This window comes from Pseudomonas sp. So3.2b, from assembly GCF_019464415.1.
GTDB classification, from domain to species: Bacteria; Pseudomonadota; Gammaproteobacteria; order Pseudomonadales; family Pseudomonadaceae; genus Aquipseudomonas; species Aquipseudomonas shahriarae.
Genome location: NZ_CP080494.1, coordinates 2,917,141 through 2,941,495, shown reverse-complemented (window position 1 = coordinate 2,941,495; position 24,355 = coordinate 2,917,141). Strand labels below are relative to the sequence as shown.

The 24,355-nt window shown below is 62.0% G+C and carries 17 protein-coding genes and 1 pseudogene; 6 read left to right on the top strand and 12 right to left on the bottom strand.

Annotation, left to right across the window (positions count from 1 at the left end):
- Positions 1–60: 60 nt before the first annotated feature.
- Positions 61–870 (top strand): helix-turn-helix domain-containing protein, encoded by an 810-nt coding sequence (locus tag K1X80_RS13075; protein WP_220172937.1) that lies wholly within the window; start codon positions 61–63, stop codon positions 868–870.
- Between the two features lie 10 nt (positions 871–880).
- On the opposite strand, the gene K1X80_RS13070 is transcribed toward K1X80_RS13075, so the two are convergent.
- The 6 genes from K1X80_RS13070 to eutH all read right to left on the bottom strand — a co-directional run bounded on the left by K1X80_RS13070 (position 881) and on the right by eutH (position 8,254).
- Positions 881–3,718 carry a TonB-dependent receptor gene (locus tag K1X80_RS13070; RefSeq protein ID WP_186626206.1) on the bottom strand — a complete coding sequence of 946 codons (2,838 nt, stop codon included), beginning with the start codon at positions 3,716–3,718 and terminating at the stop codon, positions 881–883.
- A gap of 97 nt (positions 3,719–3,815) precedes the next feature.
- The gene (locus K1X80_RS13065) at positions 3,816–4,781 is read right to left on the bottom strand and encodes a FecR domain-containing protein (RefSeq protein ID WP_057959581.1); all 966 of its coding nucleotides are present in this window, start codon (positions 4,779–4,781) and stop codon (positions 3,816–3,818) included.
- Complete coding sequence (locus K1X80_RS13060; protein WP_057959580.1) at positions 4,778–5,284, bottom strand: sigma-70 family RNA polymerase sigma factor; 507 nt, start codon at positions 5,282–5,284, stop codon at positions 4,778–4,780. The genes K1X80_RS13065 and K1X80_RS13060 overlap by 4 nt, the downstream gene beginning before the upstream one ends.
- Positions 5,285–5,559: 275 nt before the next feature.
- Positions 5,560–6,405 carry a DUF1989 domain-containing protein gene (locus K1X80_RS13055; RefSeq protein ID WP_057959579.1) on the bottom strand — a complete coding sequence of 282 codons (846 nt, stop codon included), beginning with the start codon at positions 6,403–6,405 and terminating at the stop codon, positions 5,560–5,562.
- A gap of 191 nt (positions 6,406–6,596) precedes the next feature.
- A complete protein-coding gene (locus tag K1X80_RS13050) occupies positions 6,597–6,953 on the bottom strand; it encodes a DUF1937 family protein (protein WP_120732854.1) in 357 nt (118 codons plus the stop codon).
- 56 nt (positions 6,954–7,009) lie between these two features.
- Positions 7,010–8,254: an ethanolamine utilization protein EutH gene (gene eutH / locus K1X80_RS13045; protein ID WP_057440016.1), complete on the bottom strand. Its 1,245-nt coding sequence runs from the start codon at positions 8,252–8,254 to the stop codon at positions 7,010–7,012.
- A gap of 386 nt (positions 8,255–8,640) precedes the next feature.
- On the opposite strand from eutH, the gene K1X80_RS13040 reads away from it, so the two are divergent.
- Positions 8,641–9,420, top strand: coding sequence for a DeoR/GlpR family DNA-binding transcription regulator (locus tag K1X80_RS13040; protein ID WP_057959577.1), 780 nt, complete (start codon positions 8,641–8,643; stop codon positions 9,418–9,420).
- 4 nt (positions 9,421–9,424) lie between these two features.
- Here the strand turns inward: K1X80_RS13040 and K1X80_RS13035 are convergent, their stop codons facing one another.
- From K1X80_RS13035 to K1X80_RS13025, 4 genes are read right to left on the bottom strand one after another with little or no spacing between them, the layout of a single operon-like run.
- Positions 9,425–10,840, bottom strand: coding sequence for an FGGY family carbohydrate kinase (locus K1X80_RS13035; protein WP_057959576.1), 1,416 nt, complete (start codon positions 10,838–10,840; stop codon positions 9,425–9,427).
- Between the two features lie 25 nt (positions 10,841–10,865).
- Positions 10,866–11,369 carry a hypothetical protein gene (locus K1X80_RS28180; protein ID WP_258571560.1) on the bottom strand — a complete coding sequence of 168 codons (504 nt, stop codon included), beginning with the start codon at positions 11,367–11,369 and terminating at the stop codon, positions 10,866–10,868.
- The gene (locus K1X80_RS28175; protein WP_258571559.1) at positions 11,321–12,103 is read right to left on the bottom strand and encodes an NAD(P)/FAD-dependent oxidoreductase; all 783 of its coding nucleotides are present in this window, start codon (positions 12,101–12,103) and stop codon (positions 11,321–11,323) included. Before K1X80_RS28175 ends, K1X80_RS28180 begins: the two co-directional genes overlap by 49 nt.
- Positions 12,090–13,499, bottom strand: coding sequence for an NAD(P)/FAD-dependent oxidoreductase (locus tag K1X80_RS13025; protein WP_186626243.1), 1,410 nt, complete (start codon positions 13,497–13,499; stop codon positions 12,090–12,092). Before K1X80_RS13025 ends, K1X80_RS28175 begins: the two co-directional genes overlap by 14 nt.
- A gap of 811 nt (positions 13,500–14,310) precedes the next feature.
- Between K1X80_RS13025 and K1X80_RS13020 the strand changes: the two genes are divergently transcribed.
- Positions 14,311–19,287 carry a glycosyltransferase family 32 protein gene (locus K1X80_RS13020; RefSeq protein WP_198818318.1) on the top strand — a complete coding sequence of 1,659 codons (4,977 nt, stop codon included), beginning with the start codon at positions 14,311–14,313 and terminating at the stop codon, positions 19,285–19,287.
- A gap of 19 nt (positions 19,288–19,306) precedes the next feature.
- On the opposite strand, the pseudogene K1X80_RS13015 reads toward K1X80_RS13020, so the two are convergent.
- Positions 19,307–20,628: pseudogene (locus K1X80_RS13015) on the bottom strand (PLP-dependent aminotransferase family protein).
- 92 nt (positions 20,629–20,720) lie between these two features.
- Here K1X80_RS13015 and K1X80_RS13010 point away from each other — a divergent pair.
- The 3 genes from K1X80_RS13010 to yghX are packed head-to-tail and all read left to right on the top strand — an operon-like array spanning position 20,721 to position 23,091.
- Positions 20,721–21,611 carry a DMT family transporter gene (locus tag K1X80_RS13010; protein ID WP_120732846.1) on the top strand — a complete coding sequence of 297 codons (891 nt, stop codon included), beginning with the start codon at positions 20,721–20,723 and terminating at the stop codon, positions 21,609–21,611.
- Between the two features lie 51 nt (positions 21,612–21,662).
- Positions 21,663–22,157, top strand: a complete 495-nt coding sequence (locus K1X80_RS13005; RefSeq protein ID WP_220172936.1) for a PaaI family thioesterase — start codon at positions 21,663–21,665, stop codon at positions 22,155–22,157.
- A gap of 46 nt (positions 22,158–22,203) precedes the next feature.
- Positions 22,204–23,091, top strand: a complete 888-nt coding sequence (gene yghX / locus K1X80_RS13000; RefSeq protein WP_220172935.1) for a YghX family hydrolase — start codon at positions 22,204–22,206, stop codon at positions 23,089–23,091.
- 291 nt (positions 23,092–23,382) lie between these two features.
- On the opposite strand, the gene K1X80_RS12995 is transcribed toward yghX, so the two are convergent.
- Positions 23,383–24,261 carry a LysR family transcriptional regulator gene (locus tag K1X80_RS12995; RefSeq protein ID WP_057439722.1) on the bottom strand — a complete coding sequence of 293 codons (879 nt, stop codon included), beginning with the start codon at positions 24,259–24,261 and terminating at the stop codon, positions 23,383–23,385.
- Between the last annotated feature and the right edge of the window lie 94 nt (positions 24,262–24,355).

Genomic DNA, 24,355 nt, shown 5'->3' with positions numbered 1-24,355 from the left:
CCATCTCAATGACCTGCGAGGTCATGGACGCCCCCCGCCCCGCCCTCCCAGAGTCCATCCATGAACCGCCCACCCTTCCCCCGCGCCAACCCCGAGACCGACGCCGGCACCCAACTGAGGCTGTTGCGCCGTCAGGCGAAGTTGAGCCAATTGCAGCTGGCGCTGATCAGTGGCATTTCCCAGCGCCACTTGAGCTGTATCGAAACCGGCCGCGCCAAGGCTAGCCCGGGCACCTTGCATAACCTGCTCAGCGCCCTCGAGGTGCCCCTGGAGCAGTGCAACAGCCTGTTCCTGGCCGCCGGCTACGCCCCGCGCTACGAAGCCACGCCGCTCGCAGCACCGGCAATGGATGCCATTCGGGATGCCATCAGCCATGTACTGAAGGCCAACAATCCGGCGCCGGCGATCGTGCTGGGCAGTCACTGGGAAGTGCTCGCCGCCAATGCCAGCACCCAGGTCTTGTTCGACCTGGTGGGTTTGGCGCCAGACGCTGCACAAGGCCTGAACCTGCTGAGCACCCTGCTGCAACCGGGGGGCCTGGGCGACCATCTGCTCAATGCTGACGAGATCCGCAACCTCGCCTGGCAACGGGCTGCCCGTGAAGCACTGGGCAACCCGACCCTGGCCACGCTGCTGCAAAGCCTGCCCGTGCCGCACGGCTCGACACCCCTGGCCAATCAACTGCCGCCGCTGGTGCTGACCCGCGTGAATTCACGGCATGGCCAGCTGGATTTCATGTCCACCTTCACCACGTTCGGCATGCCCCAGGACATCACCGTCACCTCATTGCGCATCGAGCACCTGATCCCGGCCAATCCCCACACTTGGCAGGTCATGACCGCAGCCTACGAACACTTCCTGAACCGCTAGGCGTCGCTGATCAGAACTTGGTCACCACGCCCATGCGCAACGTGCGCCCCGGCGCCGGCATAAAGCTCTGGGCCAGCGGGTCCAGGTAGTAACGGTTCGTCAGGTTGTCCAGCGACACGTTGAACTGGGTGTGGTCTTGCCATTTGTAGTCGAGGAACAGGTCCACCAGCGCCACTTCGCGATAAACCAGCTGCGGCGTGGTGGCGCCGGTCTGCCAGGATTTGTCGGCGGTGACGGTCGGGCCCGAGGTGTAAGTCAGGCGCCCGCCCACGGTCAGGGTCTGGTCAAAGAAGCGCAGGCCCGAGGTCAGGTTACCGGCGACCCGTGGTGGGTTCTGGGTGTTGGTGTACGAGCCCATGAAGCTGCCCGCGGTGCAGTTGGGGGTGTCGTCAAGCTTCCGCCAAGGGTTGGAACTGGCCCGCAGGCGCGCGGCGAAGGCCGAGTCACAGGTTTCGGTCTTCAGGTAGTAGGTCGAGGACAGGTCGGCAAAGACCCAACCGGCATCGTATTTCGATTGCAGTTCCAGGCCGCTGGTCTTGAAGCTGTCGGTATTGCTGAAGTTCATCAGGCCCATCAGGCCAGGGCTTGGGTCGTAGTAGCGGGTCACGTAGTTCTTGATGGTGTTATTGAAGTACGCCAGCTTGATCGCCGCCGTGTCGTTGTCCGCCAGCAGACCTTTTTGCAGGGTGCTCGCGCCGATTTCCCAGTTGCTCGAACGCTCCGGTTTCAGGCCCTTGCCAGGCATGGTCTGCAGGGTGCCCTGGCTGGTTTCGAACAGCGAGGGCATGCGCAGGCCCTGGGTGTACGAGGCATAGATGAAAGTATCCGGAGCGATCTCGTAGTTGATGCCGATGGCCGGCGAAAAGGCGCCCTTGCTGTCGCTCTGCTTGCCCGAATAGGTGTAGCCGGTGACCACTTCGCCCACCTGCGACGGATAGACGAGTGTGCCAACGCCCCCATAGTCGTTGTAGCGCGGGCCATCAAACGGGTTGTTGGTGTCGCTGAACACAATCCCGTTATTCAGGCGCGGGTCGGTGGCGTCGGTGTATTGGCCGTTGGCGTCGGGGAACCACAGCATATTGCCGTAGCTGCCCGGCTTGATCACGTTCACGTAGCGCAACTCACGCTCCTCGCGCTGGGCGGTCGCGTGCGGTACATGGTCCTTGGTGCGGTAGTAGGTATAGCGCCCGCCGCCCCACACCGTCAGCTCATCCACCGGTTTGTACTCCAGCTTGCCGTTGAGGCTGAATTCCTTGCGCGAACCGTCACGCAGGCTGCGGTTGGCGTTGATATCGTTCTGTGTGGTGACCACGCTCTTTTGCGGCTGCAGTTCCTCGAGCTGGAACGAGCCGCCCAGGTCCAGCTTGAAATCGCCATAGTGCGTATCAAAACGCGAGGTATTGGCCAGTTCACCACCGATGCGTCGGTCATCCTGGCGCGTCCAGTTGCGGTCCGAACGATAGGCCTGGGATTTGGGCGCCAGCACCGAGGTCAACTGGCTGGTCTTGGCATCGGTCATCCACAGGCTGGTCGTCAGGTCCACCAGCATATTGCCCGTGGGCAGGTAGTGATAGCGGGCGGTGTAGGTGTCGATCTTGGTGCTGCCGCGCGGGTACTGGTAGATACCGCCGGTGCCGAAACGGAAGATGTCCGAGGGCATGATCTCGCCTATGCGCCCATCGTAACGGATGTAGCCGAAGTCGAAGGTGTGGTCATCGGCCGGGCGCAGGGTGGTCTTGAGCAGGATCGACTCGGTCTCTGCCGAGGAGTTGAGCACCTCTTCGCCGGCGTTGTAGGTAGTGGCCACCGTCATGTTTTCCTGGCCATAGCGGTCAAAGGTGCGGTAGCGGTCCTGGCCGTGCTTGCCGGAGAAGTAGTTGCCCTGGTTGCGATGGGCGTAGGCGGCCACCACATCAAACAGGTCATGGGTATAGGCAAACGCCGCGCTGCCCGATTCCGAGTCGGAACCGAACAGGCCGCCACGGTTCTGGTGCGGTTCGGAGTACAGGTCCTCGGTGGTCGAATGGCTGTTGCGCGAGGCCGGCTCGACGCCGTTGTTCCACAGATCGCCCTTCAAGCGCAGGCCCACGTTCTTGCCGTCGCGCAGGATGTCATCGACACCCAGGGTGCGGATTGCCACCGTGCCGCCGATGGCGCTGGAGGTCAGGCTGGGGCCTTTGTCGATGGACACGTCGCTGATCAGGTCGGGGTCGATGTAGCTGCGCTGTTGCGTGCCCGCATAGCCGCGATAGACATCCAGCGCCTGCTGCGAACCGTCAACCGTGACCGCGACCCGGCTTTGCCCCTGGATCCCGCGGATATTCACATCCAGGCCACCGCCATTACGGCTGTCACCCACCTGCACCCCCGGCTGGCCCTTGAGCAGGTCGCCGGCGGAGATCACGCCAAAGCGGCGCACTTCTTCGTTGGAGATATACACCAACGAACGTGGCTCGGTGTACACCGCTTTTTTCTCAAGGTCATCGCCAGTGACTTTCTGCGACGGCAGCACCACGGCACTGGTCGCCGGATGCAGCTCAAAGCTGCCATCGGCCTGGCGCTGAAAACTCAAGCCCGTGCCCGCCAATAACTTTGCCAGGCCGGCTTCGGTGCTGAAATCGCCGTGCAGGCCGTTGCTGCGCTTGCCCGCCGTCAGCGTCGAGCTGCCCGCCATGCTGATACCCGCCTGCACGCCGAAGCGCGAGAGTGCCTGGTCCAGCGGGCCAGCTTCGATGCTGTAGGGCTGGCGCTCGGCCTGGGCGAAAACCGCCGTGCTGTACAGCGGTTGCAGGCTGAGTAACAACAGACCCAATGTGCGGGTGCGCAAGACACTTGCGGGAGAAATCATGCAGGGCTCCTAGAGGTGAAGGCCCACCTGTTTCGGTGGGTTATTCCTAGAGGCCAAGCGAGTCTGGAAAAACTACGGGGGGAACGTAAAAAAATATTCAGACCGGCACCACAGTCACCCAATAGCGGGTCCGCCGCTCGATACGCACGGGTAATGCATGGGCGACCAACGCCAACGCCGCATCGGTATCGTCCAACTGGAAGCTGCCAGTCACGCGCAACGCCGCGACCTGCTCGCTGCATCGCAAGACGCCCGGCCGGTAACGGGACAGTTCGGCCAGCAGCACATCCAGGCGCATGCGCTCGGCAGGCAAAATCCCGCGCAGCCAGGCCTGAGCCAGAAACCCATCGGTTTGCCGTGGCGTGCCCACACCCTGGCGATCGACCTGGGTCTGCCAACCTGCCGCCACTGATACCGGTGCCGAGTGGCGCAGCGAACTCACCTCGACCAGCCCGCGCAATACGGTAATCCACGTGCCCTGCTGATCATGGCGCACCAGCAGATTGGCGTCCTGGCTACGCAGCAGCGCATCCGGTGTGAGCAGTTGCAGCGGGCGCGATTCAACCCGAGCATCCAGCGCCACTTCGCCCTCGATCAACTGCACGCGACGCAGCTGCGCGCTGAAGTCCAGGCTGACAGCGCTGGCAGTGTTCAACCACAGAGAGCTGCCATCGGCCAGGGTCCAGCGGCGGCGCTCGCCGGTGGCCGTGCGGTACGTGGCAAAGGCTGCGCGCACCAGGGTCGATTCCGCGCCCTGCCAGGACAAGCCACCGAGCAGGCCCAGGCCCAATAAGCACTTGAGCACCTGCCGGCGCCGTGCCGGATCGGCCCCGGCCGCCTCCAATGCCCGCCGCGCGGTGACATCGGCCAACAGGTTGGCCCCGGGCTGGAGCATCAGCGGCAGACTGGCGACGCGTTGCCAGGCGTATTCGTGCTCGGCGTTTGCCTGGCGCCAATGCTGCAACGCCTGCTGCTCGGCCGGGCTCATCATTCCGGACTGCACGCGGACGATCCAGTCGATGGCCGTCTCGCGGACTTTCGGTGCAACCGGCTTACCAGTCATTCAAAACGGCTCGCGTAGCACACGCTGAAAGCCTTGCCCATCGCCCGTTGCACCTGGGCCACGCTCAAGCTCAACTGCGTGGCGATCTGCGGGTACGTCAGGCCATCGAGCTGGGACAGGAAGAAGATCTTGCGCACCTGCATCGACAGGCCCACCAGCAGCGAGTCGAGCTGCAGCAGGGTTTCGATCATCAGGTAGCGGGTCTCGGGCGATGGCTCCTCACCTTCCGGGCGGGCGGCGAGTGCTTCCAGGTAAGCCCGCTCAATCGCCTGGCGGCGCCAGCGGTTGATCAGCAAGCCATTGGCAATCGCCGCCAGAAACGCCATGGGCTGGCGCAACTCCCGCACATCCTGCTGCGTGCGCAACACCCGGATAAACGTGTCGTGGGCCAAGTCTTCGGCATCGGCGCAGTGCCCCAGGCGCCGCTGCAACCAGCTGCGCAACCAGGGGTGATGACGGGTATAGAGTTGTTCGACGGGCGAGACGAGACTGTCGTCGTACATGTCAGGTCCAATGAGCAGCGAATGATAATATTTCTCATTTTAGTGTCTGGACCTGATGCTTGTACAGCCTCGACTGCTCCCATAGGGGATCTCTAACCTTACACACACCACACATCAACTGTGGGAGCTGGCTTGGCTGCGATGGCGGTGTGTCAGATACCAGAAGTAGCGCCTGAACCAACGCCATCGCGGGCAAGCCCGCTCCCACAGGGGGGGGGCGGCTGGGCACGCAATTTCCGCCACATAAAGCACTACCGCCGCCCTTCCCGGCTCCATTATTTTTCCCACGCTGCCTTGGGAATCAGCAAACCATGGTTGCCGTTGTACGCCGCGCGCGCAGGCGATTCCCAGCCGTGCAGCAGGGCCGCGTCGAGCCGATAGATCTCCACGCCCAGCGGGCGGCACACGGTCAGCGGATCCTGGGCATCCGGGCCCCACATCGGCAGCGACAGGTCGCCGCCCGGGCAAGTGGACAGTGCGCACAGCAAGTCGATCTCGGCAAAAAACTCCAGATAATCGCCCTGTTTGGCCGGGCATGCCTTCATGAAGTACATGTCGTCGTGGTTCAGGCCGGTGCACTGGAAGATGTTCAACACATCGTGCACATCGAACTCGGTCAGGCCGTGGGGCAAGATGGCGCGGGTCAGGTTGGAGTGGCAATGGTGGTGGAAGTCCTCGCCGGTGAGCATCTTGTTCACGTATGGGTCGCAGCGCGTGCCCAACAGGTCGTGCAGGCGCCCGCCGTGCTCGTCGATGCCGTAGCCGGCCAGGCTGTCATCGGTGATGGTGACCATCGGCCGCAGGAACGGCAGGTTCGACCACAAGCGGTCATAGGTGCTGACGTGGGCGCCTTGCAACTGGCGGGTGCGGGCCGCCCACATGCGCTCGCGCGGATCATTGGCATTCCACACATTGAAGTCGCCAACCTGCGGGCCGACCGGGGTGGTCACGCGGAACACGTGACCTGCCGGCACTTTCCAGGCGCGGCCGGTGCGGATCGGCACTTCAAACTGCTCGACCAGGGTGCGCTCGGCCTCGCGCACGCGATCATAAAATGCCTGGTCGACCTGCAAGGCAGCACCTTTGCTGACTTGGTAGGCGGCGGGATAGTCCTTGTACATGGGGGGGCTCCGTTGCAGGGTTTTGCAAGACCATACAACGTGGCATGTGGCGTGCGCCATGCACACAACCCGAAGTGGGAGGGCTTTTGTGGGAGCGGGCTTGCCCCCGATGGCGGTGTGTCAGTCAAGTAGTTTTAACCTGACACACTGCTATCGCGGGCAAGCCCGCTCCCACAAGGGGATCTGCGTTGTTAGCTGAACTCGCCAGAAACCTGCGACCACAGGCTGACCTTCTGCCCGCGATTCTTGAAGAATTCAATCTCACGCTTGATCCCCGAACTCAAGTCCCAGCCCGGCAGATCGAGGATGATCAATTCTTCCATCATGTCCATGAACAACGCATCCACCGGCGCCCACAGCTTGCCGATGGTTGCGTTGTCCTTGCCTTCGAACGCCAGGTTGATCGGGTGCGACATCGACACCTGACTGAACACCCCATGACCCGCCTCGATAATCGTGGCCGCCACCTTGTTGCACTGGATAAAGCGCTCGTGGGTGACGGACGCATCGGCATGGCTGTAGGGGCAGGCCAGAAAGATCTTTCTCATTGTTACCTCAGGGCAATGCAAGGGCTCGCACCCTTGCGATGGTTGAACAGTGGGCGTCAGACCGCCTGGGCAGCGGGCACACCGGGAGCATCGGCCTCTTCGCGCTCGCGTTCCTGCGCTTCATAACGCTGGGCGGCGGGCACCGAGATCTTGATCGCGATCGCCACGGCGAGCAGGCCGCCAAACAGCTTGGCGAGCAGGATCGGCATGATCAGCGTCGGCTGGAAGTTCGCGGTAAAGGCAAGGTGATCGCCAATGGTGGCCTGGGCACAGACACCCAGCGCCACACACAGGACCTTATCCCGGGCATTCATTTTCTTGAACAGGTGGTAAACCGCGATGATGTTGGCAAACACCATGACAAACGCCGCCGCACCATCGGCCGACAGCCCGATGTGCTTGCCCAGCACTTCCATGGGTTTCTTGCAGTAGCGGTTGAACAGGTAGCAGATCGGGAACGTACCGGCGAGCATGATGCCGATATAGCCAGCAATCTCGATGGCACGGAACAACTCCTTCTCGTCGGCGAACATCGGGTCAAAGCCCCACACACCGAAATTCTTCATGAAGAACCCGGTGAAGTGCTCAACGATGGCCAACGCCAGGACGATCTTGATAAAAGCGTCCATCAACTTACCGAACACCAGGAACCCGGCCACCATCCACGCCGCCCGGTAGCGCAGGCCGGCAGCCAGCAGGAAGCAGAACACAAACAATGGCGCGAGCAAGCGCACGCAGTCGACAAAACCCAGGCTCAGGTAATGCAACGCCGGCGACGTGGTGGACACAATGTCCCGCACCGGCAGGTTGAAGGCGGTGATCATCATCAGCGACGCAAGCACCGCGAACGGGATGCTGATCAAGCCCGCCATGGCCCCCAGCGCCAGGTACTTGTGGTCCTTGCGTTCGAGCATCATCAGGCCGACCGGGATCAGGTAGACAATGGTCGCGCCGGAGGTGTAGCCGACGATCATGGCGGTGATCCACATGTCGCGGTTCGCCGCCAGGGCATCGGCCAACTGGTAGCCGCCCATGTCCACGGCAATGATCGACAGCGCCGCAATCGACACATCAGACCCCATCGCACCAAAGTACGGCCCCAGGGCGACCTCGATGAATTTGGACAAGTACGGGATCGCCACCATGATGCCCGCCTGCGCCAGGAACACCGGGCCGATGGAGTGGATGCCGTTGACAAACTCCTTGCCCAGGCCGCTGTCCGGCTTGATCACGGATGCAAACGCGCCAACCACCGCGCCGATCATGATCAGGTAAATAACGTAGTTGCCAAATTCCGCCATTGCTTTCGCTCCATCTGTACTGAATCAATTATTTTTGTAGGAGTACGCCCCAGTTCGGTCGCTCCATTGGCCAAACGCGTTTACAGCTCCATTTGCGGTGTTTTCACACCCTATTACTAACCACTTCCCATGCCAATCGTGTGTTTTATGTGGTTTTGCGGGTTAAACACACTGGAATCGGTCAATTGTATTGCGTAATCTCTGGTCACACCTTTCAAGGCAGCGGACTTTACGGCCGTGAACGACAAACGCCAATACCACGTTCACCTCCCTGCCGCTGGCGCTCAAACGCCCCAGCGCTAGCGACTGCGGCATCATTTGAGTGCCTCGGTAACAGCGCCGCGCCCCTGTGGCGCATTCACGTAGCATCAAGAGGATGATTACCCATGCGCCCCAATGAAAGACGCCAACATATCCTTGAGTTACTACGCCAACGTGAACGCATTTCGGTCGACGAGTTGGCGCGCACCCTCGGCACTTCGCAAGAAACCATACGCCGCGACCTCACGGCCCTGGCCGAAGACGGCCAGGTCACCAAGTTCCATGGCGGTGCCTCACTGCCCCCCAGCGGAGAGCACGAGAACGCTTTCCAGACCCGAATGAATGAGTTCTCCCACGAGAAACGCGCAGTGGCGCGCTTCGCCGCCGGGCTCTACGCGCCGGGCGACAGTCTACTGATTGATACTGGCACCACTACCCTGTTCTTCGCCCGTGAACTGGCAAAACTCAACCGCATCACAGTGATCACCAACTCCTTGTTGATCGCCGCCGCCATTGGCGCCAGCGGCAATCGCGTGTTCATGATCGGCGGCGAATACCGCCCCGAATCGGAACAGAATATCGGCGCCCTGGCCATGGAGCAGATCGCCCGTTTCAACGCCGAACATGCCGTGGTCACCATTGGCGCCCTGAACACCGACGGCGCCTTCGATTTCTCCATCGAAGAGGCGGAAATCACCCGCGCGATGATCGCCCGCACACGCTACCTCACGGTGATTGCCGACTCTTCGAAGATGGGCAAGCGTGCGCTGTTCCAGGTGTTCCCCCTGGAGCGCATCGACCGACTGATCATCGACCGCGCGCCCCTGGGCGAACTGGCCAAGGCCCTGGCAGAAGCCCAGGTTGAAGTGCTGCAAGCCCCTGCCCTGACCCGCCCGGAGTGGTGACTGGTTAACGCCAGTCGCGGCACCGCGTCACCGCGTCACTGAACGTGGCACGCCACTGCTGGGCCTGGGCGGCACTGACTTTCGGGTGGAAGCTGGTGCTGGTATTGCGCGGCGGCTTGAGCGCCACGCCAAGCCCTTTGGCCGCCAGCGCGGCACAGCCGAACGCGGTCAACTCATCGAAACGCTGAGTGACGATGCAACGCTGCAAGGCATCGGCGAGGAACTGCGCAAAGTACGGGCTGCGCGCCAGGCCGCCATCAATCGACAGGTGATCGGTGACGCTGAGAAACCCGTCCATGGCCGTGATCACTTCAACACTGCGTAACGCCACGCCCTCCAGCACCGCCTGGCACATATCCTGGCGTGTGGTGCTGCCGTTCATACCGACCCATAGGGCGGTCGCGCTGCGGTCCCAATGGGGGCAAGCCAGCCCGGACAGCGCCGGCACAAACGCCAGTTGGCGGCCAATGGCCGGAGGCTCGTCAAACGCCGCCAGCTCCGAAAAATCCGTGAACAAGCCGAGCCGCCCGGCCCACTCCACCGCCGCGCTGGCATCGTAGACACCACCGTCCATGGCATAGGTGGGCTTGCCGTCGATCTGCCAGGCAATGGTTGCCAGCAGGCCCTTTTCCGGCGCGCGGATGATCTGCTCGCCGGTCAAGGTCAGGGCAAACGCGCCGGTACCGTAGGTGATCTTGGCGTCGCCTTCATTGCGGCAACCATGGCCATAGAGCGAGGCCTGCTGGTCGACAATCGACGCGGTGACCGGGGTGGCACCAATCTCGCCAAAGTGCCCAACGGTGTCGCGGATCTGCGGCAGGGTTTCCATCGGCACGCCAAACAGCTCGCAGAGCTGGCTGTCCCACTGCCCGGTCGCCAGGTTCATCAGCGAGGTGCGCGAAGCGGTGGTGACATCGGTGGCAAAGACCCCGGTCAGACGGTCGAGAAAGTACGCATCGGTGGTGCCCAGGCGCAGCCGCCCGGCGCGCAATGCGCTCTGCGCGGCCGGCAGGTTGCGCACGATCCAGGCCAGCTTGCTCGCCGAAAAATACGGGTCGAGCGGCAAACCGGCGCGCTCCAGGGTCAGGGCCTCGCCACCGTCGCCGCGCAACTGGGCGATCTCGGCCGAGGTGCGATTGTCCTGCCAGACGATCACCGGGGATAACGGCTCGCCGGTCTGGGCATCCCACGCCAGGCAACTCTCGCCCTGGTTGGCAAGGCCGATGGCGTCCACCTGGCCGGTGGCCTCCAGGCAACGCTGCAGGTTATTGAGCAATTCCAGTGGATCATGCTCCACCCAACCAGGATGGGGATGGTGTTGCTGATGGCGCAACGAGAGCTGGATATCAGCAGACCCATTGTCACTCACCACCAGCACACGGGTGCTGGTGGTACCTTGATCGAGCGCGGCAATGCGCATGTTAAAGACTCCTCGGCAGGTCTTGTTATGGGCCGACAAAGTCGACTTCGAGTTGCTGTACGCCCTGGGGCAGGTTCAGGCTGGCGATGGGTATCAAGATCCGCCGCTCGGGCAGCGAACTGTCGGCGCGCGACCAGATCTCCTTACCGTCGGCGCGAACCACCAGGCGCCCTTTCACCCCACGACGAACCCGCAGCTGCAGGTGCTGCAGCCCCGCCACGGCAGACGGGCTCAGGCGCTGCGGTACGCAGAGTTTCAAGTCGCCCCTGCAGGCAATTTCGATACTCGACGCAGCAGACGGTAATTGCCCCTGCAGGTCACGGGCGATCATCGTAGCGATCTTATGGCCTTCGCGAAACGACCAACCTGCCGTCTCGACGGGGCGCAGCAGGTTACCGGCGGCAAAGTACGCCGGGTCGGAACAGCGCCCGTACTGATCAATATGCGGGCCGCCGCTGTTGGGGTCCAGGCGCAACTCGCTCAAACGCACCAGGCTCGATTCGGGGGTGAACTGGCCGGTGAGCAGCACGCCGTCACAGTCAAACGTCTGGGTCTGCCCGTTGGCCAGGCGCACCGTCGCGCCCTCGACCCGCCCGGTGCCGTGGATTTGCAGGAGTTGCGCGCCAAAATGCATCGGCACCCCGCACAGCCGGGGAACAGCGACAACGGCCAGCGCGCCGTGGCCCGTGGGTTGACCTCGATCATGGCCACCGGCCGGATCCCGGCACGCCGGCAACTCATGACCGCCGACAGGCTGACCAGCTCGGTACCGACGATCAATGGGCGTTCAAAGGGCTTGAGGTGCTCCAGGTACAGATAGGATTGGAACGCACCGGTATTGATCACCCCCAGCGGGCGGTCGCCACCCACCAGGCGCGCCGAGCGCGGCGTTTCCCGGGCCCCGGTGGCGATCAGCACCCGACGCGCCTGGATCACCTTGGCGCCCTGCGGGCTGACCACCTCCAGGCGTCCGCCCTGGCCCATCTGCGTCACCGAGTGCTTGACGCGGATATCCACGCCCGCCTTCACCGCCTGCGTGACATTTTTGCGCGCATACGCCGGCCCCGTGTAGACCCGGCCATATTCACGCAGACCAAAGGGTGGATGCCCGCAATGGCGCGGAATACCGCCAGCCTCGGGCTCACGCTCGAGCACCACCACCGTGCCCACACCCAGCTTGCGCAGGGTGATCGCCGCCGACAGTCCCGACGGCCCGCCACCGATAATCGCGACATCAATGTTTTCGACTTCAATGGGCTGCATGACAAACACCTGTTGCAAGGGGAATGGCCAGATGGCCAGCGCTCAGCTCGGCCACCCGCGCCCCACAATAAAAACCCTGGCAGCGCCCCATGCAGGCCCGCGTGCGCCGCTTCAACCCGCCCAGGTCACCGGGCGGCAGCGCGCTGGCCAAGGCATTCTGGATTTCCCGCAGGGTCACCATTTCACAGTGGCAGACGATTTCGCCGTAGCCCGGCCGGTGGTAGTCGCGTGGCAAATGTTCGGCGAGGTTAGGCAGCGTCGGCCATTGCAGGATGGACGCGGGGACTGGCGTGTGCTCGCGCTGATATAGGCTGAACACGTGCCGGGCGATGCCCAGCGCCGCCGTCAGGCCGGTGGAACGGATGCCGCCGACGCTGATCCAGTTCTTACCTTCGACCCGCTGCACCCGATACTCTTTCTTTTCCGTGGCCGGGCGCAACGCAGCATAGGTGGCAGTGACCGGCATGCCATCGAGCGCGGGAATGCGCTCGACGGCAGCGTCCACCAGTTGGCGCAATACCTCGCTGTCGAGCCCCGCGTGCAGGCGGTCTTCCTGTTCTTCGGCGGTAGGCCCCACCAACAGGTTGCCGTAGACCGTGCGCGTCAGGACGATGCCCTTGGTGCGCTCATTGGGCACCGGCAGGATGATATTGCCCAGATAGCGCGCGGCCGCCTTGTCGAACACCACGAACTGGCCTTTGCGCGGGTGAATGGAAAAGCTCGATGCGCCCAGCAACTGTTGCTCCAGCACATCGCCGAACAACCCGGCGCAGTTGATGATCGTACGGCCGCGGATAAACCCGTTGGTGGTCTCCAGGGCCCAGAGATCGCCATCAAAATAGCCGCCGTTGACCTCGGTGTTGAGACGCACCTGCGCACCATGCATCATCGCCTGGAGCAGGTACCCCAAGGGCGCCGACCACGGGTCGATAAGGAATTCGCCAGGCACCTCGACCGCGCCCAGGGCATTGAGCGCCAGGTTCGGTTCCAGGCTGCGCAGCCGCTCGCGGCCGATCAGGCTGACATCGGCAATGCCATTGGCGTGTGCCTGCTCGACGATGCCTTGCAGCTTGCCCAGGTCGTCCTCGTTCCAGGCCACCACCATCGCGCCGCTCTTGAGCAGCGGCAGCGACATCTGCTGGTGGATCTCCAGGTATTCCTGGTAGCCATCCTTCATGCACTGCAGCTCCAGGCTGCCGGTGGGCGCATCGAAGCCGGTGTGCAAGATCGCGCTATTGCCTTTGCTCGCCCCAGACAGGATATCCGGGCTCTTTTCCAGCAACAGCACCCGCGCCCCCTCCAGGGTAAAGCGCCGAACCATCGCGCATCCCACCACGCCACCGCCCACAACGATGACGTCGTAGATACCGCTCTGATTCGGGAAGGGTTTCGTCATGATCAAGCCTATGGGTGAAGTGAACGCATGGAATGCCTTGAAGGGGTGCAGGGCATATGCCACTGACCGAACCGGGGTTGGAATGACCGATTGGCCATGGCGTTTCTCGCAGTGCCCAAGGGCTCTGCGCCAGGACAAGCAGTCACAGCCATGCCAGCGCCTAATGTTTATGGGGATCCGAGCTTTAAACACAACGTGGAAAAGGCTGACCGGATCGGTGCGCACAGAGCGGACTCTGTCAAAAAGACGTTACTGTGGATTCGGTCAATACGCGCAAAAGCGCTACCTAAATACACATAAATCTTAAGTATGGTTACTTTTCAACACCTACCAAGCATGACCCAGACCGCTTTCCCACGGCCATATCGCGCTCTACCAGCGCCGATCAGTCAATAAAACCAACAAAAAATGACTGATACCCAAAATTAACCACATGAAATCCGCGCATTAACGACGTGAAGCCATCTTTCTTCGAGTCCTTCTATTAAAGACGTTGAAAGGGGCTGCGCTGAGACCAAGGTGCCCCTCGCCCGAGCAGATTCTGTAGGCGGCACAGGTGCTCAAAGCGATTGACCGGGCGCGCCAACAGCCGAAGGCGACCGCAACAACCAACTGCTGGAGCCCTCCGAAGGCAAGAACCGTGATGCTGACTACCCGCTGGGATTTCTGATCCGTAGCTGATGGAAATAAGAGGTAAATCAACAACTGCAGACGCAAGGGAATCATCCGGCGTTAAACCGCTACACAAGGCTAATGCCACGGTCGCTGTTTAACCCCGGACCCATTTCCAAACCTTCAGGCAGTCGCCCTTATGCTCAGTATTCCCAAGCACGTGAACCCGCAACGTCAGCCAATTCTTGCCTCCAACATCCTCCCCGTACCGCCGCCCTCCCGGCAAAAACGTGAAGCCCCCGACCCCGAAGGCCCCAACGAAAACCCGCGTATCGCAGGTGATCGCGAGCTGGCGATGGAGTACCACTCGGCGCTGTTGCTGGCCGCCAATGGCCAGAGAAACGTCACGATCAACACCCTTGCTCCCGAGTCCACGTTCGGCCAGTGGTGGGCGCAGCTGTCAAATGCCTTCAAATCGCCCGACATCCGTCAATGGATGCAAGACAAAGGCATCAATCCCCGCTCGATCGAACTGCATCCGCAATCCGGCAAAATCTCCTTCAAGCTCCAGCAGCACCTTGATCCCGAGCAGAAGCGACACACCGTCGGGCAAGACGACGCCCGCTGGGCCGCCATCAGCGGGCCCGTGCTCAAGGCCGGCCAAGTCATCGCTGCGGGCGACAGCGATACGGCCTTCTCGCCGCCGGCAAGCGACCTTATCGAGCCCGTTCCCTACTGGTTGGTCGGGCGCTTTTACAATGAGCGGCTGGACCTCACCGCCCCCTCAATGCGCCAGCGTGCTGCGCAAATCGACCAGAACCAAGGCTTCACACCGCTCGATCCAGCCACCTCGGCCCCCTTGATCAAGTCGCGCAGCGAAGATGAACTGCAAAACCAGGAAGCGCATCTGGGCGACATTGACCACCGGCACCAGGCCATCGCCGAGCTTCGTCACCTGGCAACGTCGGTCGAGCACGACATCGACTATGCCGGGCAGATCAGGAACCAACTGCACAAAAGCATGATCGAGCTGTCCCCCAACAGCACCTACCAGGCCAACCACACCGAGCAATCGAACAAGGTCAGCCTCCTGCAATTCATCGAAGACCATGGCTGGGACGTGCCCACCACTCACGAGCAGTTGGCAAACCTTGCAACCGCCCTCGCTACGCCAGCCCCCAAGGCACCGGCCAATGGCAACCTGGGTGGAGCGCTGGCCTGGCCCGAACCCCTTGACCGCGCCAGCCAGGAACAACTGCACTCGGACCTACGCGCCGGCAAGTTCGGCGATACCACGCTGAGTCCGTTTAACCATGTGCTGGATTATTTGCTGAACGGTAGGCAAATCTCGGCCGAGGAACAAAAACACCCACGGCAGTTGATCGATACCTTGCTCCATTCGCCCCGGGGCAAGGCACTGGGTAGCGCCATCCAGGCCACTTTCGAGGCGCGCGGCGTCAAAGGCAGTGCCACGGACTGGCTGTTGGCGGCCTTGAACATCGAGAGCGGCAAGCACCTGCATAACCCGTCACCCGGACAGATCGAGGGCTATCGGCTGGTCTCGGAGAACAATACGGGCAAGCCCGCCTCGGCGATCATCAAGGAACTCGCCGCGCACTTGCTCGCCCAAGGCAGCGCTTCGTCCCCTGAGAGCGCGGCAGTCAAGGCCCATCTTTTGCTGGCCAGCCGGGCACCGGAGTTCCTGGTCAAGGGCATTCCGAATCAGGTGACGCCGGGCACCCATAGCTGGGTCAGCCTGGTCACGGCAACCGCGCGCCTCGAAGCAAAAGCGCCAGGCAGCACGGCGACGATGAGCTACGCGCAAATCATGCTCGACGCCGCAACCGCCCCCATCACTGACGAAGAACGTCGTATTGAGTACACGGCGCAGAGCGAGGCGATCAAAGACTGGGGAGCAGCCAACGGCATGGGTTACCCGGCAACACCCACGGCCATAAATACCGTGCGCGAGGAGTTCAGTGCGCAGATTCGCGAGCTGAAAGAGGCCTCCGAAACCCAACTTGCGCAAATGCCTACCACCAAGGCAATTGCCCTCGAGCAACTGAAGAAAGCCCTGCCGGACATGGACCCGGCACTGTTCGACAAGAAGTGCATTACCTCGCAACCCTCCAGCCGTTATTTCCCGGGCCCCTACTCGATCCTCGACCTGTATATCGATGGTCGCGCGCTCAGCGGGGCTCCCGACTCGGCCGACAATTGGGGGGAGCATGGCCGTGCTTTTGTAAAAGACCTGACGTTTGGGGCGATCACCCTCGAGCCTGATGGCAAACCTGCGGCATGGGTTTCCTCATCTGAGGCGATCAACATCAGTGCTGTCATACCAAAGCTTAAAAACCTGGCGCGCCCGGTGGAGGCCTTCAACGAGACATTTGCGGGCTACGCCAATACGGTCAAGAAAGCCACGGCCACCCAGATCAAGCTGCTTATTTCAAAACTGCCGCCGCAAGACCGGGAGAACCTCGAGTTTGGCAAAATATCCATCAGCAAGGAGGTTCGCTACACCCGGGCCGATCACCCCATTCTCGTTGAACCGGGTGTGCTGCTGGTCAAGACCGAGCGCAACGGTAAGGTCATGACCTATGCCATTGACCGATTGAAAGGCACGGTGACCAGGCGACCGAACCAGAGTTACCAGGAGTACGCCCCCACCAGCGGCTTTTTACACGCATCAGGCGGCAAGAGATTCGATGCAGTAAAACCGGCGGGCCCGCACCCGCCTGGCATAACCGATGAAAACAAGGGGGCACAAGGCGCGCCCAACAGCTTCAACAGTGCCCGGACCCGCTACATTGCTGACGCAGTGATCGAGGCCATGGACCTGCCTGCTGTAGAACGCTACGCCAAGGGCGCCACCACCTTTGACACTGAACTACCGTTCTATAAGGCGCTTGAAGAAATCGCCCTGAACCTCATTCCATTTCGCTCAGCCATAAAGAACTTTATAGACGGCAACGTTGGCGAGGGCATTACCGACCTGGCGTTTGATATCTTCGGTTTTGCAATTGGCCTGGGCACCGCAGCCAAAGGTGCCAAAGCCCTCGCAGCCGGAGCATCGGCCCTTTCAAAACTGGGGCGTGCCGGCAAGATCATCGGGCGCGCGGCGGTTGGCGCACTGAATCCCGTCGGGGGGCTTGATGACCTGGCGCGCTCGGTAGCGAAGCTGGGGCGTACCGCCTACAAGGGGGTCAAATCCTTGCGTGGCTCCTACCGCAGCGTGAACCTGCTGGAGTTGGCGAAAAAACCTGATATCGCCGAAGGCACCTACAAGGCAGCCAATAGCGCACTTGAAAACAAAGCCTTGGCCAAGTTCGATGAGGCGAGCCAAAAATGGTATGCCTTTGACCCGCACACCCAGCGGGCGTACGGCAAAGCCCTGGACAACTTTGTGGTTACCCCCGACAACCCGATTGCTCTCGGCGGCGACACAACCCAGATCGCCAGCCAGCGGCACGGCCTGGCAGCAACCGGCACGTTCAAGGTTGGCCAGGAGACGACCGAAGGTAACGTCGTCATGTTTCAAGGCAATTGGCATCAATACGACCCACTCAAGAAGCGAGCCTTTGGCCCCCCGATAAAGGAGTTCAAGCCGCACCGGGTAGCGGCCAATGGAGAGGTGAAATCCCTGAATGCCGATTTATCCGGGTATGAAGTCAAACATATCGCCCTGTCAGAACTAAAGATCAAGGGCCGACAGGGCAATGTGTATGTCGGGGGCAGCAATAAAGAGTATGTAAAGGTTGACGGAGCGCTGTATGAGTCACGCGTGAAAGATGGCCAGCGCGTGATCGTGCGCGCGGGAGGCGCAAGCCCCGATATCCCCGTCAAGGATCTGGGCGTTGCTGGCTGGGAACCCGTGTCCAGGGGTAACCGTCTGCTGGGCGGTGCCGGGAGCCCGCCCACGCCGTGGCGGCTCGACGAACATACTTATGTCGTGCCGATAGACGATGTCAAAACAACCGGGCGCCCACCCTCCCCCTACACGCTCAATTACATGGGCGTGGAACATAGCGTCACGTTCAATAGTTCACTCGGTGCCTGGAAGGCAACGAATACCTCTACCGGTGTTGAAGGGGTTACTGACCAGTATTTCTGGAGAACCGGCAAAGGCAAGTGGCAGCGGGGAACCCTACAACAACTCGGCAAAGCCAAGAAAATCGACGCCCATAGATTCCAGTTCGTGGATGTCAGCCCGCCGATCTCCATACATGTCCCGAGAGATGCGAGGCCATTACCCAAACAACTGCATTATTTCTGGGCAGGCCAGGACATCCCCACCAACCTGGTGGAAAACATGGCCAACAATGCCAAGAAAGCCCCAGGCTACCAATCTGTTCTCCACGTAGATGCCGACAACCCAGCCATTTTCCAACAGATAAAAAGCAAGCTGCAGAGCAAGGCTCCCGACCTGACGGTGGTGAATCTCAATGAGGACGAGGTTTTCAAACAGTTGAAAAATGGCGAAATGTACGACTACTTTCGCCAAGGCCAGGGGAAAAACCTGGCCGCCGCATCGGACGTCGCACGCTATCCGATCATGAATAAATACGGCGGCATCTATCTTGATACCGATGATGTGATTCAAGCCGATATCGGCAATGTAGTTTTAAAAGCCGGCGCCAATGACGTTCTTCTTAACAAGCCTGTTGCCCATAGCCTGACCGGCTACAACCCGTTCTATAACACCAGTAACTTTGCTACGCAGCCGGGCAATCCCGTGCTGACGGACATGATCACAGAAATGAACCGACGCTTTTCCGCCAACAAGTCGTACTTCGCCGCCAATCGACCCACGGTTTCCAGGGGCCCCAATGGACAGGTCCAATTCACCCCCGAGTTCAATGCCTATGAGCGCAAGATCTTTGAGACGGTAGGGCCCAACCTGTTCAATGACATACTTAAAGCGAAACGGCCCGACATGTACGACCTAGGGTTTGACGGCATTGCCAAAGAATCAAAAGTCGTCGGCAACAAAGTTGTTTCATCCGGACCGAGCGTCAATATCGAAGACGGTCTACGCGAGTTTTACGTGAGCAAGGGCATTGTTCCATCCAACCTGCTGGGTGTGAGGATCAAGGAAATGAAGGAACACTACCTCCCGCTGTTTCACAAATTCAACATCAAGGTGGGTGCTGAGCATTCCTGGATCGACGGCTGAGCCCTCACTCGGCGGATGGTCATTCGACCACCCGCCGCACCTTGAGCAATGCCGCGCGCAACGCCCCCTTATCCACCGAGCCCAGCGCCAGCCGGATCGCATGGGGCACCTGCCCCGACACCGAAAACGGCTCGGCAGTGGACACTGAAATCCCCTCCCGCGCCAGGGCCATGGTGACCTGGTCCGCGCGCACCTCCTCCCCCAGAGGCAACCAGAGAAAGTACGAGGCGGGATGGCTGATGTACGCCAGCCCGGCCAGCACCTCGGTCGCCAGCGCCTGGCGGGCCCGGGCGTCCTGGCGTTTTTGCGCCTCCAGCTGTACGACCGTGCCGTCCTCGATCCAGCCTACCGCGATGGCCGTCATCACCCCGGGGGCATTCCACACCGTGGCCATGAGCGTGCGCTCCAGCGCCGGCACCCATTCCAGGGGCGCTGCGACGAAGCCCACACGCAGGCCGGTGGCGACGCTCTTCGACAGCCCGCCCACATACACGGTGCGTTCCGGCGCCAGCTGCGCCAGCGGTGGCGGCGCGTGTTCGGCGAGGAAGGCATAGGCGGCGTCTTCGATGAGGATCAGCCCATGTTCGCGGGCGATGCGTACCAGTTCCTCACGCTGCTCGAGCCCCAGTACCCAGCCCAGGGGTTGTGCAGGGTCGGCATGCAGTACACCGCGCGCACCGGGCGCCGGCGACAGACCTGGCGCAGCGCGGCCAGATCCGGCCCGTGCGGCGTAACCGCGATGGCGACGATCTCCAGGTGCAGGGCCTCGGCCAGCACCTTGAAACCGGAATAGGTCAACGCATCCACCGCCACCACATCGCCCGGCTTGAGCAATGCCATCATGCTCACCGCCAAGCCATGCTGGGCCCCGCCGACCACCAGCACCTGCTCGGCCGCCACGCTCAGACCACGGTGCAGCAGATGCCGCGCCATGGCCGCCCGCTCGTGGGGGCGCCCGGCATGGGGCTGGTAACGCAGCAGTGCTTCGAGGTCGCCGGACAACGCCAACTGGCGCAAGGCGGTGCGCAGCAGGTCGGCCTGGCCCGGCAAGGACGGGTAGTTGAAGTTCAAATCGAGCATGCCCGCCGCCACCGCCATCTGACCAATGCCCTGCCCGGGCGCCAGGGCAATTTCCCGCACAAAGGTGCCGCGCCCGGTCTCGCCGCTGACCAGGCCCATGGCCTCCAGCTCGCTATACACCCGGCTGGCCGTGACCAGAGCCAGGCCATGGCTGGCCGCCAGTTGGCGGTGGGTGGGCAGGCGGGTGCCGGGCACCAGGGTTCCAGCGCGAATATCCCGGGCAAAGGCATCCACCAACGACTTGTAACGGGCACGGGGCATAGGTGATGTATCCATGACAATTTTTTGATTGTCCCAATCTTCAGCCCTAGGATGCGCCAAACACAACCCCGCCCCCTACGAGCACACCCTGCATGGAACAGACCTCTCGGATTATCACCCCCGCGCACAGTCGCAGCGGTTGGATCAATGGCTTGATTGGCGTGCTGATTTTCAGCGGTTCGCTGCCCGCCACCCGCGTGGCGGTGCTGGAGTTCGAGCCGGTATTTCTCACCGTGGCCCGGGCGAGCATCGCCGCCGTGCTGGGCCTGTGCCTGTTGTGGCTGTTCCGGGAACAACGCCCCGCGCGCCACCAGTGGCGGCCGTTGCTGATTGTTGCCCTCGGTGTGGTGATCGGTTTTCCGCTGCTGACCGCACTGGCCTTGCAGTACGTGACGTCGGCCCATTCCATCGTATTCATCGGCCTGCTGCCCCTGGCCACCGCAGTGTTTGGCGTACTGCGCGGCGGCGAGCGACCGCGCCCGGTATTCTGGCTGTTTTCGATCCTCGGCAGCCTGCTGGTGATGGGCTATGCCCTGACCCAGGGCCTGAGCGCCGCCCCCGCCGGCGACCTGCTGATGCTGTTGGCGGTGCTGGTGTGCGGGCTGGGTTATGCCGAAGGGGCCACGCTGTCACGCACCCTCGGCGGCTGGCAGGTGATCTGCTGGGCGCTGGTGGTGTCGCTGCCGGTGGTGGCGCCCCTGACCTTGCTCCTGGCCCCCGCCTCCTTCAGCGGGATCAGCCTGCCGGCGTGGCTGAGCCTGGGTTATGTGGCGCTGTTCAGCATGTTGATCGGCTTTGTATTCTGGTATCGCGGCTTGGCCCAGGGCGGTATCGCGGCGGTCGGTCAGTTGCAGTTGCTGCAACCTTTTTTCGGCCTGGCGCTGGCGGCCGGCCTGCTGCATGAACAGGTGAGCCTGGGCATGCTGGCGGTGACTGGCGCGGTGATTGCCTGTGTGGCCGGGGCGAAGAAGTTTGCGCGTTAGGGGGCTGCGCCATTAGGCTCATGGATTGGCCAAAAACAATAAGGATCCACGATGCACAGCCCTTCCCTGCAAGACACCACCGCGCCGGACGGCGTCTGTTACGGCTGCGGCCCACGCAATGCCCACGGGCTGCAGATCAAAAGCCGCTGGGATGAAGACGGCGTGCATATCGTCGCCGAGCACCTGCCCGCCGCCCAGTATTGCGGCTGGCCCGACCTGGTCTACGGTGGCCTGATTGCAATGCTGGTGGATTGCCATTCCAACTGGACCGCCATGGCCTATCACTACCGTGCCGAGCAGCGCGAACCTGGGGAGGCGCCGCGTATCAACTGCGTGACCGGCAACCTGGGCATCAAATTTATCAAGCCCACCCCCATGGGCGTGCCACTGACCCTGCGCGCCAGGGTCGAGGGCGAGGTCGGGCGCAAGAGCCGCGTGATCTGTGAGGTGTACGCAGGCGATGTGCTGACGGCGATTGGCGACTCGATCTTCGTACGCGTCGATACCGGGCAGCTGGCGGCGTCGGCCCATGGCCGGCCCGCCTGAGAATGGTCTACATTCAACGCCACGTGCCGAAAAAAGGAACCTGACGATGACGCGCCTGACCGCCAAAGACTTTGCCCCCGAACTGCTGGAACTCTACGACGGCTATGCCCACGGCAAGATCAACCGTCGCGAGTTTCTCGACCGCGCGGCCCTGTTCACCTTTGGCGGCCTGACCGCCTCGGCGCTGCTGGCCTCCCTGAGCCCCAACTACGCCCTGGCCGAACAGGTGAAGTTCACCGACCCGGACATCGTTGCCGAGTACGTCACCTACCCTTCGCCCAAGGGCAACGGCCAGGTGCGTGGTTACCTGGTGCGTCCGGCAAAGGCCAGCGGCAAGCTCCCGGCGGTGGTGGTGGTCCACGAAAACCGTGGGCTCAACCCCTATATCGAAGATGTCGCGCGGCGCCTGGGCAAGGCCGGGTTTATCGCCCTGGCACCCGATGGCCTGACCTCGGTGGGCGGCTATCCCGGCAATGATGAAAAAGGCGTGGCACTGCAACAGACCGTCGATCCGACCAAGCTGATGAATGACTTCTTTGCCGCCATTGAGTGGCTGATGAACCATGACGCCAGCACCGGCAAGGTGGGCATCACCGGCTTCTGCTATGGCGGAGGCGTGACCAATGCGGCGGCCGTGGCCTACCCGGAACTGGGCGCGGCGGTGTCGTTCTATGGACGCCAACCCGAGGCCAAGGATGTACCGAAGATCAAGGCACCGATCATGTTGCATTTCGGCGAGTTGGACACGCGGATCAACGAAGGCTGGCCGGCCTATGAGGCGGCGTTGAAGGCCGCTGGCACGACCTATGAAGCGTATATCTACAAAGGTGCCAACCACGGTTTCCACAACGACTCGACCCCGCGCTACGACGATGCTGCGGCGAACCTGGCCTGGGAGCGTACCTTGGGCTGGTTCCGTAAATACCTCGTGTAATTGCGGCGGTGGTTTCTCGGACGCCATCGCGGGCAAGCCCGCTCCCACAAGGGATCTTTGCCGGGCACACATTTGCGCCGCATCACAATTCAAATGTGGGAGCTGGCTTGCCTGCGATGGCGGTATACCAGCCACCAAAAATAGCGCCTGAACCATCGCCATCGCGGGCAAGCCCGCTCCCACAGGGGACTTTTGCCGGACACACATTTGCGCCGCATCACAATTCAAATGTGGGAGCTGGCTTGCCTGCGATGGCGTCCGAGAAGCCACCGACACCAGCAAGCCAGGCGCCTACAGGCCCTTCACCTGCTCCAACAGCCATTGCTTGAATGCCAGCATCGCCGGGGTTTCGGCGCGTGACTGCAGGCGCGTCAGCCAGTAGCTGCCGGTGCTGATGCCTACATCGAAGGGCTGGCGGATCACGTCCTGGGCCAATTGCCGCGAGAACATCATCGCCGGCGCCAGCGCCACGCCACTGCCCTGCAACGCCGCTTCCATCATCGCCAGGGACGAATCGAACACGATACTGCGCGGCACCAGGGTGTCGGCGGGCAAGCCTGCGGCCTGGAACCAGAGGTTCCATTCATCCGCCCGGTAAGAGCGCAGCAATGTGTGCTTCAACACATCGTCCGGGCCTTGCAACTGGCGGGCAATCGCCGGCACGCACAACACCGTCAGCGGCGCCTCCAGCAACTCACAGGCATGGGTGCCATGCCAGGCGCCAGCGCCGAAGCGGATCGCGTAATCCAGGCCCTCGGCCGCCACGTCCACGCGGTTGTTATGGGTCGACAACCGCAGATCGATAAACGGGCAGCGCGCCTGGAAATCCGCCAGGCGCGGTAGCAGCCAGCCCACCGCAAACGTGCCCACCGCCCCCACCGTGAGCACCTCACGGTAATGCCCGGCCTGGAACTGGCCGAGGGTCTGGGCGATACGGTCAAAGGACTCGCGCAGCACCGGCAGCAGCGTCTCGCCCTCGCGGGTGAGCATCAGGCCACGGGGCAGGCGCTTGAACAGGATGACGTTGAGTTGTACCTCCAGGCTCTTGACCTGATGGCTGACCGCCGCCTGGGTCACGCACAGCTCGATGGCCGCCCGGGTAAAGCTCAAATGCCGGGCGGAGGCTTCGAAAGCACGCAATGCATTAAGGGGTAAATGGGAACGCAGCATGGTCTAAGGCCAAATTTTTCTAATGACTGGGGCGAGATATCATCGGTTGTCCGGGGCCGGCAAACTGCCTATCTTGGCGGCGCCTGCGCAGGCA